Origin of the sequence: Anaerocolumna xylanovorans DSM 12503, assembly GCF_900143645.1 — a bacterium.
Lineage (GTDB): Bacteria > Bacillota > Clostridia > Lachnospirales > Lachnospiraceae > Anaerocolumna > Anaerocolumna xylanovorans.
This window is the reverse complement of the sequence record NZ_FRFD01000003.1, coordinates 741,547-761,224: the sequence shown is the minus strand read 5'-3', so window position 1 is coordinate 761,224 and position 19,678 is coordinate 741,547. Positions and strand designations below refer to the sequence as shown.

General features: G+C 39.7%; 15 protein-coding genes. 2 read left to right on the top strand and 13 right to left on the bottom strand.

What is annotated here, in order from left to right; genetic code table 11:
- Positions 1 to 142: 142 nt before the first annotated feature.
- The 10 genes from BUF11_RS03180 to BUF11_RS03135 all read right to left on the bottom strand — a co-directional run bounded on the left by BUF11_RS03180 (position 143) and on the right by BUF11_RS03135 (position 11,309).
- On the bottom strand, positions 143 to 1,753 hold the full coding sequence (locus BUF11_RS03180; RefSeq protein ID WP_073587326.1) for a response regulator transcription factor: 1,611 nt from the start codon (positions 1,751 to 1,753) through the stop codon (positions 143 to 145).
- A gap of 279 nt (positions 1,754 to 2,032) precedes the next feature.
- Positions 2,033 to 3,004 (bottom strand): substrate-binding domain-containing protein, encoded by a 972-nt coding sequence (locus tag BUF11_RS03175; protein ID WP_073587325.1) that lies wholly within the window; start codon positions 3,002 to 3,004, stop codon positions 2,033 to 2,035.
- A gap of 47 nt (positions 3,005 to 3,051) precedes the next feature.
- Positions 3,052 to 4,041, bottom strand: a complete 990-nt coding sequence (locus tag BUF11_RS03170; RefSeq protein WP_073587324.1) for an ABC transporter permease — start codon at positions 4,039 to 4,041, stop codon at positions 3,052 to 3,054.
- Entirely contained in the window at positions 4,038 to 5,576 is a 1,539-nt protein-coding gene (locus BUF11_RS03165) for a sugar ABC transporter ATP-binding protein (RefSeq protein WP_073587323.1), read from the bottom strand. The genes BUF11_RS03170 and BUF11_RS03165 overlap by 4 nt, the downstream gene beginning before the upstream one ends.
- Positions 5,577 to 5,874: 298 nt before the next feature.
- Positions 5,875 to 7,368 (bottom strand): sensor histidine kinase, encoded by a 1,494-nt coding sequence (locus BUF11_RS03160; protein ID WP_073587322.1) that lies wholly within the window; start codon positions 7,366 to 7,368, stop codon positions 5,875 to 5,877.
- A gap of 40 nt (positions 7,369 to 7,408) precedes the next feature.
- Positions 7,409 to 8,092, bottom strand: a complete 684-nt coding sequence (locus BUF11_RS03155; RefSeq protein WP_073587321.1) for a response regulator transcription factor — start codon at positions 8,090 to 8,092, stop codon at positions 7,409 to 7,411.
- A 219-nt stretch (positions 8,093 to 8,311) separates the two neighbouring features.
- A complete protein-coding gene (locus BUF11_RS03150) occupies positions 8,312 to 9,034 on the bottom strand; it encodes an EF-hand domain-containing protein (RefSeq protein ID WP_073587320.1) in 723 nt (240 codons plus the stop codon).
- A gap of 100 nt (positions 9,035 to 9,134) precedes the next feature.
- Positions 9,135 to 10,085 (bottom strand): hypothetical protein, encoded by a 951-nt coding sequence (locus tag BUF11_RS03145; RefSeq protein ID WP_073587319.1) that lies wholly within the window; start codon positions 10,083 to 10,085, stop codon positions 9,135 to 9,137.
- Positions 10,069 to 10,305 carry a helix-turn-helix domain-containing protein gene (locus BUF11_RS03140; protein ID WP_073587318.1) on the bottom strand — a complete coding sequence of 79 codons (237 nt, stop codon included), beginning with the start codon at positions 10,303 to 10,305 and terminating at the stop codon, positions 10,069 to 10,071. Before BUF11_RS03140 ends, BUF11_RS03145 begins: the two co-directional genes overlap by 17 nt.
- 26 nt (positions 10,306 to 10,331) lie before the next feature.
- Positions 10,332 to 11,309 (bottom strand): hypothetical protein, encoded by a 978-nt coding sequence (locus tag BUF11_RS03135; RefSeq protein ID WP_073587317.1) that lies wholly within the window; start codon positions 11,307 to 11,309, stop codon positions 10,332 to 10,334.
- 149 nt (positions 11,310 to 11,458) lie between these two features.
- Between BUF11_RS03135 and BUF11_RS03130 the strand changes: the two genes are divergently transcribed.
- Positions 11,459 to 13,693 (top strand): alpha/beta hydrolase, encoded by a 2,235-nt coding sequence (locus BUF11_RS03130; RefSeq protein ID WP_139243253.1) that lies wholly within the window; start codon positions 11,459 to 11,461, stop codon positions 13,691 to 13,693.
- On the opposite strand, the gene BUF11_RS03125 is transcribed toward BUF11_RS03130, so the two are convergent.
- From BUF11_RS03125 to BUF11_RS03115, 3 genes are all read right to left on the bottom strand, one after another.
- Positions 13,690 to 15,738, bottom strand: coding sequence for a methyl-accepting chemotaxis protein (locus tag BUF11_RS03125; RefSeq protein ID WP_073587315.1), 2,049 nt, complete (start codon positions 15,736 to 15,738; stop codon positions 13,690 to 13,692). The two genes, BUF11_RS03130 and BUF11_RS03125, sit on opposite strands and share 4 nt — an antisense overlap.
- Positions 15,739 to 15,976: 238 nt before the next feature.
- The gene (locus BUF11_RS03120; protein ID WP_139243252.1) at positions 15,977 to 18,247 is read right to left on the bottom strand and encodes a HAMP domain-containing sensor histidine kinase; all 2,271 of its coding nucleotides are present in this window, start codon (positions 18,245 to 18,247) and stop codon (positions 15,977 to 15,979) included.
- Complete coding sequence (locus tag BUF11_RS03115) at positions 18,216 to 18,929, bottom strand: response regulator transcription factor (RefSeq protein ID WP_073587313.1); 714 nt, start codon at positions 18,927 to 18,929, stop codon at positions 18,216 to 18,218. The genes BUF11_RS03120 and BUF11_RS03115 overlap by 32 nt, the downstream gene beginning before the upstream one ends.
- 379 nt (positions 18,930 to 19,308) lie before the next feature.
- Here BUF11_RS03115 and BUF11_RS03110 point away from each other — a divergent pair, with 379 nt between their 5' ends.
- Complete coding sequence (locus BUF11_RS03110) at positions 19,309 to 19,620, top strand: ArsR/SmtB family transcription factor (protein WP_073587901.1); 312 nt, start codon at positions 19,309 to 19,311, stop codon at positions 19,618 to 19,620.
- Positions 19,621 to 19,678: the final 58 nt, after the last annotated feature.

Sequence of the window (19,678 nt, the reverse complement as noted above, 5' to 3'; positions counted from 1 at the left end):
GATTGGATATTCGTTAATTGGTAGTTGAAAAATTTATTTTCCAACCTAATCTCCATGGCTCCCAATGTTAGTAATCATATTTTTGGCAGGCACAATATTCAGCCTGTGGTTTAAATGCATGCTGGTGCCTAAAATAGCTTCGTTAGGAATATAGCTTCCGGAATTCATTAGGCTTTAGCCCTGTATATTTTTTAAAGCATTTGGTAAAGTGTTTCATGTCACTGTAGCCGACTTCTTCACAAATAACCCCGATCGTTTTATCAGTCTCTCTTAATAACCGCTTGCCTTCATTCATCCGCAGCATTGTCACATATTCTAAAAAAGTAAATCCCGTTTCTTTTTTAAAGATGGTACTGAAATAACTGATGTTAAATCCTGCCCGGGAACTGACCTCTTCTAATGTGACCGAGCTTTTGAAATTTGTTTCAATATACTGTTTTGCAATACGGATGGGCCGGATACTGGCTTGTTTCTTATCCTCTAACACCTGTTTCATTGAGATCTCCAGGGTATTCTTAAGAAGCCCGAACAACTCCTGTATACGACAGCAGTCGTCTGCATTTTCATTGAATTCCGGCAGTAATTTTTCTCCTCCGGAAATTTGAATGTTATTTTCTTTTAGTGTAAGCAGATAGACATTCAGTACCTCCTTTGTCATCTGCAGGATTTCATGTCCTGTAATTCCCGGGTATTCAAGAAGTATTCTTCTTAATCCGTCTATTTCCTTTAGCGTCTGATCTAAGTCAAACTTCTCCATACAGCTTGCTATTCTTTTATTGAACTCACCAAACTCTTTGGATTCCGTAAAAGGCGTTCCTTCTTTTTGCTCATATTCTATTACCTTCAGGCTTCCGGGGACAATCCTTTGCTGGATGGCATAACTGGCTTTTTTATACGATTCCTCTATCTGTTCCATATTGTCCACACCATGGCCTAACCCTACGGTAATTTCAACCAGATTTAAAATCACATCCTGCAAGATCACATCATTTACAAAGGCTTTGATATTTCTTTTTACCGTCAGCCGGCTTTCTTTTGCGTAGTTTATAAGGCAATACAGGATATTATTCTGAAAACAGCAGGCATAATCATATGTAAACTCATGAAAGAGGCGGTAAAACCATTCCCTTCCCTTTTCTTCCAAGGCTGTATAGACTGCTCCTTCCGCAGACTTTACATGGTCAAATTTTAAGCATATAACCTGAAAGATGCCTTCCTTAAAGTTGTAATTAAACTCTGCATTCACAAGTTCTATCCGCAGCTTTTGCCTGTCGATAAGATTCATAAAAAGCATACTGGAAAAACTGTTCCGAAGCCTTCCTTTATTAACTGCAAGATCTGTTGCAATCTGCCTGTTACTAATCTGTGCTTCTTCCCGCGTCTTTAGTTTATCCCTCATTCGAAGCAGGGTTACCTGCAGTTCTTCTTTATTAACAGGTTTTAAAATATAATCATTCACCCCAAATTTAATTGCCGTCTGTGCATAGTCGAAGTTCTTATGCCCGCTGATTATGATAAATTCCAGTTCTTTATCCAGTTCTCTGGCTTTTTCTATCATTTCAAGTCCATTAAGCCCCGGCATGCGGATATCTGATATAATTAAATGAGGCTTATACTCCTTTACCTTTTCAAGGACCTCCATCCCATCTCCTGCTGTAGCAACTACTTCCATGCCGAATTTATCCCAATCAACTAACATACGAATTAATTGACATACTTTTTTCTCATCGTCTGCTATGATTACCCGAAACATTCCTATACCTCTCCAGCTACTTAATTTTTATATTCCTTTACAGACATAAAATTTATGTTATTTTGTATAATATTTATAAGGTTTTCTGTGTATATTTTATAAATATTTTACAGTAATCATACTATATTTTTACATCAAAGGCAAGTATTCACCCTGTTGATACAGTCTCCTGTTAATTCAGTCTTTCGAAAGAAAAGAGTTAGCGTATCATAATACGCCCGTTTTAAAAGGTATTATAATACGCTATCTCTGTATTTTAACATTATTTTACGATGCTGCCTATTTTTTAAAGTCAGCTACATTATCTTTTGTTACAGCCGTAACACCGGTATCCAGATTTTCACCTGCCTCTTCACCTTTGATTGCCTTTACAGCTGTTTTGATGCCCTCATATCCCATTGTAGAAGGATTCTGCGCCATAGCTCCTAAGAGATATCCCTGTTCAATTAATTCCAGAATAGCATCGGAGGTGTCAAATCCTATACCTACCACACTTCCTCCGGCTTCCTTAATTGCATTTCCAACGCCAACGGTTGAGCCTTCATTACAGCCATATAATCCTACACAACCCTGTGCTAAGAAATTGGATGCGGCATTCTGGGACTGGGCAGCTTCGCCTTCACAATACTGTGTTTCGAGAATCTTAAACTGTGTACCCTCAAAAGCACTGCGGAAACCGTTTTCTCTCTTCATAGTAGAATCTGTTGATGTATTTACACTGATAATTCCGATATCCCCGGAGGTAATATTTTTTGCTTTTAATGCTTCTATAAGCTTTTCTCCGGCTGTTTTTCCTGCTGCTTCGTTATCTGTGGTTAAGGTTCTGACTGCGGGGTAATCTGCCGGTGAGTCAACGTATACAATCTTTACACCAGCGGCCTCTGCTTCTTTTAAGGATGCATTTACGGCAGTAGGACCATTGGCTGCCAAAAGAATTGCCTTTGCTCCGTCTGCTACCGCATTGTTGATCTTCTCAATCTGCTGGGCATCATCCTTCTTATCCGGTGCGGACCATTTATAATCTACCGTTATTCCACTCTCTTTCAGTTCATCTACGGCTTTCTTACAGCCCTTATCAATGTTAGCCCAGTACTGGTCCATCTGATCCATTGTTATCAGATATACCTTATAACTTTCTCCCTTGGAACCGCTGTCCGTTGTGACAGATCCCTTATCCTTGGAACTGCACCCCGTAAACATTGCCACAACCAATGCTGTACATAATAAAATACTTAATACCTTCCTTTTCATAGTAAACCTCCCGTTTTTTTATAATATAAGCAGGAAAAACCACTGCCTTATACCTTAATTGCTTTATTATGGAACTTTCCGCTTCTGACGATTACATCCAAAAGAACGGAAACAATTACAATAATACCAATTACGATATTTCTGATTGCTACCGGAGCCCCGACAAATTGCAGACCATTCTGCAGCACTCCCCAAATGGCCGCTCCGATAATGGTGCCCAAGATATTTCCCTGTCCTCCCAAGGTGGATACCCCGCCGATTACGGACGCTGCTACCGCATAAAGCTCATAACCGTTTCCGGCATCCATTGTACCCATTCCGCTGGTGGCACAGATAATTAATCCCACCGTACAGGCACAGATGCTGCTGACAAGAAAGGCTTTAACTGTTGTTCCTACAATATCCACGCCTGACAGCTTTGCCGCCTCCAGATTGCTGCCTATGGCGTATATATGCCTTCCGGTCCGGGTCTTGCTTAGGATGAAGTTAAATATTACCCATAGAACAAGTGCAATCCATATGGTGTTGTAAAGCCCAAAGGACTTCCCATAGTAAAAGAAATTCCGGAAACCTTCCGCTTTCTCACCAATAGAATCCGTATTGTAATTATTATTTACTATCTGTGCGATACCTCTGGCAATAGTCATGGTACCAAGGGTTGCAATAAAGGGTGGAAGTTTTAACTTGGCTACTAAAAGGCCATTCGCAAGACCGACCAATAAGCAGGAGAAAAGGGTTAACAGCACCGCCATCCATGGATTCATTCCCTTTGTCATAAGGGTTGCCGATACCATACAGCTCATGCCCACGAGAGAGCCTATGGACAAGTCAATGTTTCCGGTTATCAGTACGTAGGACTGACCTACTCCGATTAACAGTATGGGAGCTATCTGCCGGAACAGATTTCCGGCATTTCTCCCTGAAAAGAAGTTTGGATTTAATATGCCGAATACAATACAAAGTATGATAAGACCTATTGTTACCGTTATTACCTGCCCCATGCCGCGGGATGCTTTCATTTTTTTTGCTAAGTTCATACCTGCCTCCATTCCTGACTCTCTCTATTACCGTCCTCCAGTTTTTTATCAAACTTCGTCGCATAGGAGAGGATGATATCGCCAGTTGCATCCTTTGTATCAAGCTCTCCGGTAATCCTGCCGTCACACATTACCAGTATCCGGTCACTGATCCCCATAACTTCCGGCATTTCAGACGATATGAATAAAACACCAACCCCCTGCTGCTTTAACTCATTCATGATATTATATATCTCAACCTTGGCAGCTACGTCAATTCCCCTGGTAGGCTCATCAAAGATGACTACCCTTGAATTTCTGGCAAGCCACTTACCTACTACGACCTTTTGCTGGTTGCCTCCTGAAAGGCTTTCTGCCTTTACCGTATCCTCAGGAAGCTTTATCTTCAAGCTCTTAATTGTTTTGCTTACCATTCCATTCTCTCTTGACCTGCTGACTACTCCAAGCAAGTTACAGAGTAAGTCCAGATTCGGTAAGGAGATATTCTCTTTGACACTTAGTTTGGTGCACAACCCATCCCTTTTTCTGTCTTCCGGTGCCAGAACGATTCCTGCCTTTATAGCATCTTTTGGCTTATGTATTAAGACCTGCTCTCCGTCCAGTATAATCTCTCCGGAGTCTTTTGAATCAACTCCGAAAACAGCTCTTGTCATTTCTGTTCTTCCGGCTCCCATAAGACCGGCAACACCGACAATTTCACCTTCCCGCAGCTGAAAGCTTACATCCTTCACCATCTTCCCTGCATTCAGATGATTCACCTCAAGAATGGTTTTACCCCGTTTACTTTCAACTCTCGGAAACTTTTCCTTTAGCTCTCTTCCCACCATGTAAGTGATAATCTCCGGCAGTGTGGTACTTGCAAAGTCCATACTTTTGATATACTGACCATCGCGCAATATAGTTACTCTGTCAACGATATGGCTAAGCTCCTCCAGACGGTGGGATATATAAACAATTCCGCATCCCTCCGCTTTAAGCTGCTTTATGACACTAAATAATTCATTGATTTCCTTGGAGGTAAGTGCCGAAGTCGGCTCATCCATAATCAGAATCTTTGCCTGGGTTGAAAGAGCTTTTGCGATTTCTACCATCTGCTGTTTGGAAACAGACAAATCTCCCACAATGGTATCCGGGTCGATATCCATTTGAAACCGCTTTAATATCTTTTCCGTTTCCCTCTTCATTTCGTTATCGGAAAGGAGTCCTGATTTTAGCTTTTCTCTCCCAAGGAATATATTCTCTGCCACCGAAAGATGGCTGCACATATTTAATTCCTGATGAATAATGGCTATTCCAAGCTCTCTGGCCCGTTTGGCTGTCATCTCTTCTACTTCTTTGCCATAGACCTTTATACTTCCGCTATCTTTTTGATATACACCGCTTAGTATTTTCATCAGAGTAGACTTACCGGCTCCGTTTTCACCAAGCAACGCCAGTACTTCACCCTTGTACAGATCCAGTGATACATCAACAAGAGCCTTAACTCCTGGAAAACTTTTATTTATATTTCGTATTTCCACCAGTTTTTCCTGCATTTTAACCCCTTTCGTGAATATCAAATCTTTGTTCACTTTTCACCCTAACCTCCATGCATATCGCAGGTCCTCCTGCGATACTGCTTAAATAGAAATTGAAAAATGCATCGCATTTTTCAAACTAACCTGACCCCTGTCTTTCCTGCAAACTTTTCTTTCTTGTTACTAAGGAGAGTATATCATTTCCACATATCCAAAAACAGGGGTATCCCTTTGGATTTTAAGGGGCATTTTTTGGATGCAATTTCCTATTGCATAAAAAAAAGAGGCTGCCGGAATATTCTCACAACATCTCTTTTTATATATCAATATGAAAATCGCACCAAAATACCACACCTTCTTCTACGTTATAGGCACCATAGGAGAATCCCTGGGCTTCCTGTATAGCCCGGATGATGGATAATCCAAGCCCAGTGCCTGTGGCTTCTCTTGTCCTGGCCTGGTTCAGCTTGTAAAAGCTCTGCCATAGCTTTGGAAATTCCTCCTCCGCTATAGGAGAACTGCTGTTATAGACAGAAAACACTGCCTTGTCCCTGGCAGCATTTATTTTCAGTGATACCTTAATCCGCTTCTTCTCATCGGTATAATTAATTGCATTCATGATAAAATTAGTCAATACCTGCCCGCTTCTTTGCCTGTCGGCATAGACAACTGCATTATCTTCAATATCAGTCTCCAGACAAAGACACTTTTCATCCAATATCTTTTTGTATTTGTCAAGCTGTTCTTTTAGCTCCCTGGCTAAATCAAACTGCTCTTTTTCTATGGTAAAGCTTCCCTGTTCCAACCTTGACAGATCCAGGAGTTCCTTTATCAAAGCATCCATTTTCTCTGTTTCATCCATAATTACATCACAGTAAAAGTCTCTGCGTTCTGCGCTGTCTGCAATATTGGCTTTAAGCCCTTCTGCATAACCCTGAATCAAAAACACCGGCGTCTTTAGTTCATGGGAGACATTTGCAACGAACTCCCTTCGAAGCCTTTCCATATCCCTTTCCCTGTCAATATCCTGGCTAAGCTTTCCAATAGCTTCTCCTAAAGCAGAAGACAGCTCATTGATGCTTTGTGAAAGTTCTCCCAGTTCATCCTTCCTATGAATCTGCAAAGTCTTTGAAAAATCAAGCTTTGACATTCTTCCTGTAATATCATTCATTTCTTTTATGGGCTTTGTGAATTTACCTGAAATGAGAAGAGTAAGCAAAGCGGTAAGAAGTACTGTGAATAAGCCGATAAGAAAGGTAAAGCGGTTCGACAGGGAGGCATTTTCCGATATCTCTGCCATAGGAACCCAAATCAGTAATATCAGCCCTCCCTCCCTTTGAATCTGGTAGCGAAGGGTATTGATATCATACCCCGGGTCCTTTGTTATCATAAAGAAGGAATCTTTATCCTGCCGCTTCCATTCTTCAAACTTTCCAGTGGGTGGAATTCTCATGTCATAATGGACTGGACCAGAGGTCATGCCGCCATGGATATTCTCTGCCGGATAGTACACCTCTCCTTTATCATTGCCGATCACTATGGTTCCTCCCAGTTTCTTTTCCAGGGAATTTATTTTATTGACCAGTGTATCCTCTTTAAAGAATTCTTTATCTGCTTCTTTTCCGGATTTCTGCCGATATTCTTCTATGTAAGCCTCCAGCTCTTTACTGATTGCAATTAAAGTGTTTTTCTTATGATGGATATAATACTTTTCTGCAAAAAAGGTGTTGAATACAAATAAAAGAGCTGCAAAAATAAGAATGGTAGAAAGCATATAAGTAAACAGCTTAAAACGTATTGATCTTCGCATATTAATCCCCGCTTGCTTGCGATACTGTTTTTAATTTTACTCATCCTTCGAATTTATAGCCAAAGCCACGAATGGTTGCTATGGCATCTCCCCTGGATTTTAGCTTTATCCGCAGTCTGTTAATATGGGTATCCACCGTTCTTAAACCTCCATAATAATCATAGCCCCATACCTGTCTAATCAGCTGTTCTCTGGATACGATCTGCCTGCTGTTTTGCACCAATGTTATTAAAATACTGTATTCTGTAGGACTTAGGCTTACCTCTTCTTTTCCTACCTTTACCTGATGGCAGCCTGTATCAATTACTAATTCTCCGAATTCCAAAGGCTTCTCTTTTAAACTTCCATTATCCTGTCTGCGGAAAAAGGCTTTCAGCCTTGCAACCAATACCGTGGGCTTTACAGGCTTTTTGATATAATCATCCGCTCCGATTTCGAAACCGTGCACCTCATCAAAGTCTTCTGCCCTTGCGGTAAGCATTATAACCGGCACCTGGGATATTTTACGAATTTCACGGCAGACTGTCCAGCCGTCGTATTCCGGTATCATTACATCTAATAGAAGCAAATCAATCTCTTTCATTCTACTGTGAAAGAGTTCAAGGGCCTGCCTGCCGTCACTTGCTTCCATAATCTGAAAACCTTCTTTCTCAAGGAAATCCCGAAGAAGAATTCTGATTTTAGGCTCATCATCCACAAGCAATATGGTTTTATCCTGTAGCATACCTGTACCGCCTTTTCCATTTGTCTGTAACCTGTTCTTATATTTTCAATTGCAGTATAACAGGAATGTGTGGATAAATTATGAAAAGGATGCTGTACTTTTATCCCTTTTGCCAGTACAGCATCCCTTTTTATTTTCACACTAGCTCCCATGCATAAATCGTCTGCTTGCAGATGATTTACTGCCTCAGATCAGGGTTTGAAAAATGCAATGCATTTTTCAAACTATGCTACTCCATTCACTGCTGTCTTCATCTTCCAGATAGCGGTAATTGCTTTCATAAGCATTCACTGCCTGAAATCTTGCACCCGCTGCTTCTGACAGCACTGCATTTGCCTCGTCCGCACTGATTTCTCCGTCACCATTGGTATCATACTTGGAAAAGAATTCGTCTGTATCCGGTGCATCTGTAAGTCCGAGACTTGATACAAGGTTTTCATATTCATCCTTTGAAAGGCTGCCGTCTCCATCGATATCAATACCGGAAGGAAGTCCTTCTTCCTTCGGCGGTGCTGCTTTCGGTTTATCCTCTATCCCGGCATTGGCTGCCCCTTGCTTTACTTCGTCCGTACTGATTTTTCCGTCCTTATCGGCATCATAAAGGTTAAAGAAATCATCAGCGCTCAAAGCATCTGTAATATTGTTGTTTGTAACAAATGCCTCATACTCCTCTGCAGAGATTACTCCATCACCATCCGTATCGGTGGCAGAGGAAAAGCTTTCTTCTGAATCTTCCGTAATCTCCTCTTGTTTGGCAGCCTTGCTGTTCTGCATTAAGCCCATGATATCCATAAGGGAAAGATTTTTGTTTCTTGCAGCCTTCTCTTCTCCTGTAATAAGGGTATCAGCAGTTATTGTACTCTCACTGCTCTTTTGTAATTTTGCAAGGTTCTCTGTTTTCTGGTACCAATAGTTTGAATTGGAACTGATTGACCCAATCATAGCTTTGCTCCTTTCAGTAATGTTTATTACACCCTATTAATCGGAGCCTATTGTTACAGTTGTGTCACAGGTATATACCAATTTCTTTACACTTAGAAATTTATTTTGAAATATCCAACTGGATGGCACCAACATAGTCCTTACCGGAGGGAAAATTACATTGGTGGTAAAACTCTTTCTCCTTGCCAAAGCTGTATATGCTTCTTTTTACATAATCCCCGGTTTTATTATTGTGCAGCGTCTCCTCTACTATTACGTAATCCGTTGCAGGGGTTACCTTATAGTCAATCTTACTGCTGCCGTCATTTTTGATATCGGCAGTCGTAATGACTTCATCCCTGCTGTTCATTTCCTTTAGAACAATTTTTTTTACCGGATCGACTGTTTTCACTGTAATCTCAATGGAATTCTTTGTACTTTTTGTTATATTTCCATTCAGGCTGTCTTTTACAGAATCTTCTATTTTGCTGCTGTAGGAAGAATTCACTATATCCCCAGTGAAAGACACTCCCTGTACTTTCTCTAAAACAGTATAAAAGGTTTCATCCTGCTTTTTATAAACAGGATATATATAAAAGCAATTCAGGCTGTCGGTCGGGACAAGGAAGGTCGCTTTTGAAACCATCTCTTCATTATAATCATTTACATTGATATTCTGACTTAAATCAATAAAACCGTTATCTGCCATTGTTACAATATTACTGGCATTTCCTTTCACTTCCGGTACAAAGCCTATAAAGTAACCATTGATATCCTCGAATTTAACGGTATTTTCTTTTCGCACGCCTTTTACTATACTTCTCCCCTCAAATAAATCTTTACTTCTTAGCATAACACCACCTCCAAAGCCAGGAGAATCCGTGTCCGTTATGGCGTTTTTTCTCATGTCCTCTCCTCTTTCAAAAGTCAGAAACGCTCCGCAAAGTACATCACCTGCATTTACTTTTTTGTTATCCCTGTCTATGGCAAGCCGGCAGCCGGCCAGCCCTGACAATAGTACTAAAATCATGATACAAATTATATAACGGTAAAATTTATATCTCCTCTTCATTATCTTCCTCCTCAAGCTCTCCGTCACAATCCAGAATATCACCAACATTGCACTGTAGATAATGGCATATTTTATTTAAGGTCTCAAACCGGACACCCTTGGCTTTTCCGCTTCGTAGTACAGATAGATTGGCTTCTGTTATCCCTATATGACCGGATAATTCTTTGGATGTCATACGGCGCTCTCTTAATATTTCTTCTAAATGGACTTTTATAGCCATACTATTCTTTTCCTGCTTCCTGATCTTTATATAAATAATTCATCATTTTCCTTTAATTCCCACGCTTCTTTAAAATAAGCAGCTAAAATCATAGAAAGAAGCGCTGTGACCAATGGAAAGAACGAAATATTGGCAGAGAAATTAATATTGTTCAGCTGCTTTGCCAAAAGAAGCTGTATGACATTGGAGAGGATATTGCAGCTAACCGTGGCATAGATACATCTTTTGCCTGCTTCACCCAGGTTAATGGCAGCTTTGTTCTCTTCTTCCTGTAAGTGCTCCTTCTTCATGGCATCCAAGAGGTTTGCTCCCTCTAGAAAAATCAGCACTGTAAACACCACCGGGATACCGGCTAATATATAGTCTAAAATGGGATAAATCCGGGCAGTTTCGGAAAACTTCTCTATTGCTGCCTTATCAATTGCTATGAACATTTCTATGGTATAATAATAAAAAAACAGCACTGTATAAAATACGGCTCCAGCCAGTAAGAAGGCTTTCAGCAGTTTATTCATATATAGACTACTGTGGTAGGAGGAGGGTGACATTATCCTCTCTGTGATGCAGATAAAGAGATAACCAAGCCATAGGCTGATATAGAATACGACAAGTATTGCTTTCAGTGTGGGAATCATCTCTAAGCCTGCCTGATACGAAAAAAACTTATCCGTCATTGTTACAGGATTAATAAAAAAGTAAAACAAAAAGAAATTATAGGCTGTTATCAAAAATAATATGATATCTGCCTTATTTTTCTTTCCCTTCCTTCTTCTAACGATAAGGAAAACCATCGGGATCAGCGATATGCCAAAATACAGGATAAAAGCAACCACATTTCCTAAGGCCGAATGCAAGGACAAAAGAATAAGCCCCTTTCCAGTTAAGTCAAAAGGAAGAGCCAGCAGATACGCTCCATTTTCAACAGAAAATCCATAATGCATCACACATGCCAGTACAAAAGAGAGAATAGCTGCCAAAACCAAACCTTTACGAATAGAATTCATTATTGCCCCCTTATTCTTCCATAATTATTGTTTTACAGTAATTATATACCTAAAAATTATCGTTTGTCAATAATTTTTATTTTCTATGGTACTTTTTGATAAGATGCTTTATAATTAGAAAGAAGTAATTATTGGAAAGGATTTATCATATGTCACATAATTTTAAGATAAAGTCTGTTATAAAGTTTATAAATCAAACTGTTAAGAATTCATTCTTAAAAATCATAGAGAAAATAAAAGTCTGGGGAAACCGAAATTATAAAGGAACCGGAAAACCGCTTGCCCTTTTTACCGATATCATTACAGGTATACTTTTAGCACTTATGCTGCTGAATTCCGGTCTGCCAAAGCTTCTTGGCTTTTTACTTGCCTTTGGGATCCTGTTCCTCTTACTGAACCTTCTGCGGATTATTTTGCTGCCGATAGCCAAGCTTGCATGGAAACTTTCTCCGAGAAGCATCTATCTTACCGTAGAACTTTTTTGGGTGCTTACCTACCTATGGGAGATTTCCTTAAGCAGCGGCGGCAATTCCACCTACACGCCTTCACAGCTTTTAGCGATTATCCTTGTATTAGCCCTTCTCCTTTTTATACGAAGCTTTTATGCCATATTCCGTTTACATAGAAAAACTCCCTCCCTCCTGATCCTGCTTATCCTTTCTCTTTTTATTACCGGAGCAGGAACCTTATTTTTAGTAGGTGACGGATTCTCCTATCCTTATGTAAAGGCATATCTTTCAATACAAAAAGAAAGGCAGGCATCAGTAATTAATACGGACCTTGCTTTTGGTCCGCTAAAAACAACCTCTATCGAATATGGTACGAAAGAGGAGGCATTGACCTCCAGAACCGCCAATCTTTCCAGCTATGTTACTTATGAAGGACTTACCAAGAAACTAAGAGATTTCTACTGGGGGCACAGTATTGATAAAGTCCCCATAAAGGGAAAGGTATGGTACCCCGCAAAAGGAAAGAACTATCCGGTTATGTTTATCGTCCATGGAAACCATTCTATGACTACCGACTCTTACCTGGGTTACTCTTATCTCGGCGAATATCTTGCAAGTTTTGGTTATATCGTAGTATCCGTAGATGAAAGCTTCCTTAACGGCTACATTAATAACGGACTTTCCGGTGAAAATGACGCAAGAGCAATTCTTCTTCTGGAAAATATGCGGGAGATGGAAAAAGACAATATGCTAAAGGGAAATCCTCTATATGAAAAGATGGACTTTAATAATCTGACCCTGGCAGGTCATTCCAGAGGCGGGGAGGCTATTGCCATTGCTGCACTTTATAATACCTTAAGCGTTCTCCCGGAAAACGGTAATATTCACCTTAATTATAAATTCAATATCAAATCTTTAGTAGCGATTGCACCATGTGCTGACCAATACCGTCCCTCTGGCAGGGATGTAGAACTAAAGGACATTAACTATCTGCTGGTTCATGGCTCCAATGACCAGGATGTTTCCTATATGATGGGGGAAAAACAGTATCACAACATTACCTTTACCGGGAAGGACGATAACTTTGAGGCTTTCCTTTACATTGCAGATGCCAACCACGGCCAATTTAACTCTAAGTGGGGAAGATTTGACCTTAGTACTCCTTATAACCTGATGCTTAATACCAAAAATCTCATCCCGGAAAAAGTACAGCAGAACACCTTAAAAATAACGCTGAAAAATTTTCTGGATGCCACTGTTAAGAAAGACAGTGAGGCAAGAAAATTCTTCACTGATTATAATGCAATGCGCCGGGAACTGCCGGAAAACCTCTATCTTAATGGCTATGAAGACAGCAGCATACAAAATATCTGCACCTATGAAGAGGATACGGACCTTACAACCGCCACCATGGATAAGATCAAACTCTATTCCCTTGGAGCTTCTTACTGGTATGAGACCAAGCTCTTTTACGAATTAAACGGTCCGGACAGGGATGACTATGCTCTTTCCTATGCCTGGAAGGACTCCCTAAACTCTTATTATGAAATGCAGTTTTCCGAGCCTTACCAAAATGTAAGGGATTTCTTTCAGTTTGATATCATGGATGACAGGGAATATCCCAAAGGAGAAAAGGAAATATCCCCTCTTGATTTAACCGTAAAGATAATGGACACCAAAGGAGAAAAAGCATATGCTCTGCTATCAGATTATGCCAAGGTCTATCCTTCCCTTCCGGTAATGACTACCAAGCTTCAGTTTTTAACAGATACCCCAATTTATAAGCATTATTTCCAGACTGTCCGTATTCCGGTAGAAGCTTTTCTAGCGAATAATAAAAAGCTTGACACTTCTTCTATAAAGGAAATCAGCTTTTATTTCGACAAACTGGATACCGGAAATATTAAGCTGGACAATATCGGTTTTTCGAACTAAAATTGTTTTTCAAAGCCGTATCCGTTCTGCTCTGATAATTGAAAGAATTTCAATTTATCATCTAAATTGTCAGAGGTTATCGTCAGATTTGATGCATCTGCTTTCATTAATTCACTGATCCTCGTTACTTCATTGGCTGCTGACAGCAATTCGGCAGATGTAGCGAGGATCTGCTCGGTTCCTGCAGACTGTTCCTCGGTAATAGCAGCAACCGATACGGCTACCTGATCCACTTCCCTTACTCTGTCACTTAAGGCGTTTACAAGAACATCCGCTTCATTTACTGCATTATAAATATCTTCAAATGCAACGCTGGTCTCCTGTATAAGTGCTGAACTAAGTTCAATACTTTCCACGCTTGCCCTTGTTTTAACAGCAGTATTCTCTGCCAATATATTGATTTGCTTTATATTTTCCGCTATTTTACCGACGGCTCCCGAACTTGTTTCCGCCAATTTCCTTATTTCTTCTGCTACGACTGCAAATCCTTTTCCCGCATCTCCGGCACGTGAGGCCTCTATTGCAGCATTTAAGGAAAGTAGATTTGTCTGATCCGCTATTTCACCAATCAGTGAAACAATTTTATTTATCTCTCTGCTGGAATTTCCTACATTTTCTACCGCTTCTTCCAAGCCATAAATATCTTTTTCCACATCTTTTATAACGAGATTGACTTTATCTATTCTTTGCCTTCCTTCTTCTGAAAGTGTAACTGTCCTCTTCATTTTAGCACCTGTCTCCCTGCTGATGGAATCTGCTGACGACACTACCTGTGCAAGAGAAGAAGCACTTTCTGCCACTTCACTTATTGTTTTAGACAATTCATCTACCGTAATATTCAATTCTTGCATGGAAGAAGCCTGTAACTTTGCCGAATCCATCAAAGTTCCCGCTGCTTTATCACTGCTTCCTGCCTGCAGAGTAAGGTTATGTGTAAGTTTATGGAATTCCTGAATAATTCCCCTCATAATATTAATGTATTTCTGAAGACTTTCCGCCATAACGGTCACTTCGCTGGTTCCCTTAACTTCAACCTCTATATTAAAATTTCCCTGTGTAATCTCTTCGATGCTGCCTGTTACTCTTTTTATAGGGATAACTGCAAAGTGAAGTACTCTTTCAATAATAATTCCAAGCAATACAATGGCAGCAAGGCTTCCAAAAATAACCATTACAATCAAACTGTTTATGGAGGAGAGCACTTCTCTTTCAGAAACATAAGACGCCAGTACCCATTCAGTACCTTCTATGCTCTGTAAATATCCAAGATAGGAAACGCCTTTATCCTTTAAAGTGAATACTTTTCCGTTTCCTTTCTTTACCTCTCTGGCTATAGCTGCAATCAAGCCATTGTCCGATTTCTCATCCAATTGCTTGGATATGAGGTTCTTATCCTTATATCCCATTATTACTCCATCCGTCTTATCTATCAGCATAGAAGCTCCTGTTTTAAGAACTTGCATCTCTGCCACTTTCCGGGTTACTTCACTTAAATAAACATCCGCAGCTGCTATTCTGGTTGCCCCACCTGCTATATGAAGCCTGGCGGAAGCAGTTATGCAGTATTCACCAGTGTCGGCATCTGCGTAAGGAACTCCGAAAGCAAAATTGTCTTTTTGCAGCCCCTCCTTGTACCAGTCTCTTTCTGTCACAACATAATCCGATCCGGGAACAAATCCTGATGGATCCAGCAATTGTCCACTGTCTGTTCCTATGTATACCCCTAAAGGCAAGCTGGGATTCCTGTCCATTGTAGTTGCCAAATAATGAATAGTTTCCGCATCATCCAAATTCATGAACTCCAATGTATTTTTAATTTCTGCCAGACTGCTTATAATACTACTTGACCAGATTTCCACCTCTCTTCCATTGGCCTCTGCCTGATACCGTACTATATTGCTCCCGTAATTGAGAATAATATTTCTGGCTGTCATAAAAGTAATAGTCAAAAGGCCTGTAATTGACAGGGCAACCACCGGAATAAGGATCGTTATCAGTTTCCCTTTTATTCCCATTTTTCTTTTGGATATCTTTGTCTTCCTCATAATAACTCCTTTCACCCTTTTTTATTTTATCTCATTTTAACTATCGCTTTTTTATTTGTCAACACAATTTCATGTAAATTCTGATATCATTCGCTATATGCTTTAATTATTTACTATTTTTTCTTTAAATGACTATTTTGATAGAATATTTATTGTTGAATGGGTAAAAAATGTGCCTTAAAAGCTTAAAAAGCCTTTAAGGCACATATAAAATCAAATTAATTGAAACCTGCCGCTCTTAGAGTATCTTAAATCCAACTACTACCTTGAATAAGTCCCCATCCGTTATTACCTGAAATGTTCCTCCCTGAAGTTCTGTAAAGCTCTTGGCAATGGCAAGGCCGAGGCCGGATCCTTCCGAGTTTCTCGCCTTATCTCCTCTTACAAAACGCTCCACAATTTCCTCTCCTGAGAAATCCAGTTCTGCCTGGGATATATTACGTACAGTGACAAACACCTCTTTTTCCTTTAGCTCCATATCCAGATAAGCTCTGGAATTTGGAAGTGTATATTTACACATATTTATAAGGAGATTTTCAAATATCCGGTAAGTCTTATCGCTGTCAAGCCATGCAACGACCTTCTCTTCCGGAATTCGGGCCCTAAAGTCAATATCCGCCTTTTCTATCCTGTCACTTAACTCAAAATGGAGCTGTTTTATCAATGCCGTCAGATCCACCTCTACCGGGTTCATGGCAATGGTATTACTGGCAGCCTTACTCATTTCAAACAGATCCTCAATAAGGATTTTAAGCCGGAGAGCCTTTCTGTCTAAAGTCTCAATATAGGAATCAATCTGCTCCTCGGTCAGATTCTTATCCTTTAACAAATCCACGTAGGTTATAATGGCCGTCAGAGGAGTCTTTAAATCATGGGATACATTGGTAATCAGCTCTGTTTTCATCTTCTGGCTCTTGGTCTCCTCTAACACTGCCTTACGAAATCCCTGCTGTACTTTCATGAGCTGTTCTTTTAAAGGATTAAATATCCCTAAATCCTCATCTATTGTCCCCTCTAAGTTACCCTCGGATATCCTGACTGCTGCCTCCGTTATGGCTTTATAATCAGCGGTTACCTTCTTCTTGTACTTGTTAATAAAATAGAAAAGTACTCCCGTATAGATAATCGCCCCGAATATACCCACTCCCCACATGGAGCAAAACAGTATCATGAGAAAGAGATTGCCGCCAAGGAGAAGAATAAGCTTTTTGTTATCCTTCTTACTCATATCAAAGGAGGTCACATAATGGTATCCCCTTTTAGTCACTCTTCCAACCCAACCTAAGAAACGAAAGGTCAGCGTATTTTCCTTTAAGTATCTTACCGGCTTTTTAATAAATAGTTCCCGGATAGAAAGAGCTGCCGCAAACCAGACAAAGAATATAAACAGCCAAACCAGGATATTAAAGACATTCACTACCGCGCTTGCAATTCCTTCGTTAAAAATATGGTTTCCACTCAATAAAAATACATCACCTGTTACGGTTTCCTTTATAAGAGTCAGAATTCCTTCTTCATATATTGCAAAGGTAAACGCCATTCCAAGACCCCATATTTCTACCGGAACCTTAGCCTCTATTCCCTTTCCAATTCCTAAGGGTTTAATGGCAGGAAGAAGAAATCCAAGTAACATAACCAATAGGAAACTGCCTGCATAGAGGTAAACAGCGCCCCCCCTATTGTAAGCTTCATTTATTACCCAGTAGCTCATATAGTCTTCCTGGCTTAAATAATCACTTTGAAGAAGGGATGCCGATTTAACACCATACACAACTGTCATACCTGCCAGTCTCTTTACTCTGCTGGCATACCAGGCTGCATTATTCCAGTTCCTGTCGACCATTTGCTGTGTCAGGTTAAAGCTTAGGTAGGCATTCTTCTTTTCATTTGATAATCCTTGAAAATAAGGTATACTAAGATTCCCATCCTTATCAAACTGCATCATAGTACAAAAATAATATCCGTCTTTTATATTTTTGGCGTCCTCTTTATCATTAAGCAAGGCTGAAAACTTCGCTCCGGTATTAGTCAGATAATTTCCAGTTTTATTGTCCACTACATAATATTCAAGCTGGTAACTAGGCAGCGTAGTGTAAAAAAACTCATAATTCCAGCTGTCCATCATCTCATTAAAATCATCTTTAAATGCTTCGTAGCTGTCATTTGGATCGGCATTTTCCGTATTTTCAGTAATATCAAAAACTCCGGTATTATTTGAAAAAATATCACTTGCACTATACTTTTTATTATCTATCTGACGTTCCAGTTCCCATTTTAATACGTAATTGCTTTTAAATAAGTTCTCCAGAAAAGTATCCTCTTCGGATTCCTTTAAGTTTTCCAAATCCTTTTCCCTGGTCGATTTTGAAGTCTCAATAAATCCTTTTGCATTCTCAACAATCGGTTTATAAAATAATAGGACTGCTGATGCAAGAAGAGAGAGAATCACTATACTTATAAATAGTCCGGCTCCTCTTCTACCGCTGTTGTTTTTCAATTTTGTATCCAACACCCCACACCACCTTTAAATATTTTGGGTCCTTCGGGTTATATTCGATTTTCTCCCGAAGATTACGGATATGTACCATAATGGTATCCGTATTTATCGCACGCTCATTCCAGACCTTTTCATAAATCTCCTCAGCTGAGAATACTCTTCCAGGATTCTTCATCAAAAGGGCAAGTATCTTAAATTCCAGAGGTGTAACCTTTACCAGGTTGCCGTCCACACTTAACGTAACGGTATTCTCATTCAGCTCCAGCCCTCCCACCATATATACATTCTCCTCTGTCTTCTCTTTATCACTTAAGACATCCAGATACTTTCTATATCTGCGCAGATGGGAATTCACCCTGGCCAAAAGCTCCAGGGGAGCAAAAGGTTTTGTTACATAGTCATCTGCACCGCATTGAAAGCCAGTCAGTTTATCAATCTCTTCGGATTTGGCTGTCAGCATGATAATAGGAAAGTCATACTTTTCCCTGATTTTCATGGTCATGGTAATGCCATCCATTCCCGGCATCATAATATCTACAATGGCAAGATGGATAGTCTCCTTTTCCACTATGGAAAGCCCTTCTCTTCCGTTTTCCGCTTTAAAGACCACATACCCAAGATTCTTAAGGTATATCCCTATTCCCTCCAAGATTTCTCTGTCATCTTCCACCACTAATATACGATAAGCCTCCATAGTTCCTCCCAGACATTTTCTTTTTCTTAATCAGGCTTATTATACAACATTTTAAGAAAGAAGGGAAAGCCTTTAAGGCAAGATTACCGGTAGATGAATTTCTTTTTAAAATCGACTTTTTATAGCATCTTACATGTACATTGATATGTTCCATTTTAACCCCTTTCGTAAATACGTAGTTAAAAAACATCTTTTTTGTTTTTTATAATTGTAACGGATAAAAATAAAAGACAGCATCATATAAAATGAAAGAATTTCTAAAGATTGCGTTTAAAAATAAGAAAGAGAAACCAAATTGTTTTTCTTCTTTCAGATTGACAAAATTTGATTTGACACATATAATGTTCATATCAAAAATATTTGATGTGAGGTGAAAGAAATAGAAAACGAATACGAAAAAAACGCCAGGGTATTTAAAGCGTTTTGTGATGAAAAGCGCCTTGCAATCCTGGAGCTTTTGCGCAGCGGCGAAAAGTGTGCCTGTATCTTAATAGATGAGATGGATATAGGCCAATCTTCTTTGTCTTATCATATGAGAATTTTATGCGAATCCGGTATTGTAGAAAGCAGGCAGGAAGGTAAATGGACGCATTACCGTTTAAGCGAATCCGGAAGTAACTACACAAAAGAACTTTTAGTGAAAATTACCACGCCTTATGCAGAGCAACAGCCTGACCAATGCTGTAATTAAGAAAGTCATCCCTACGATGGCTTTTCTTTGGCACAACATATCAACTTTTTTCGATATG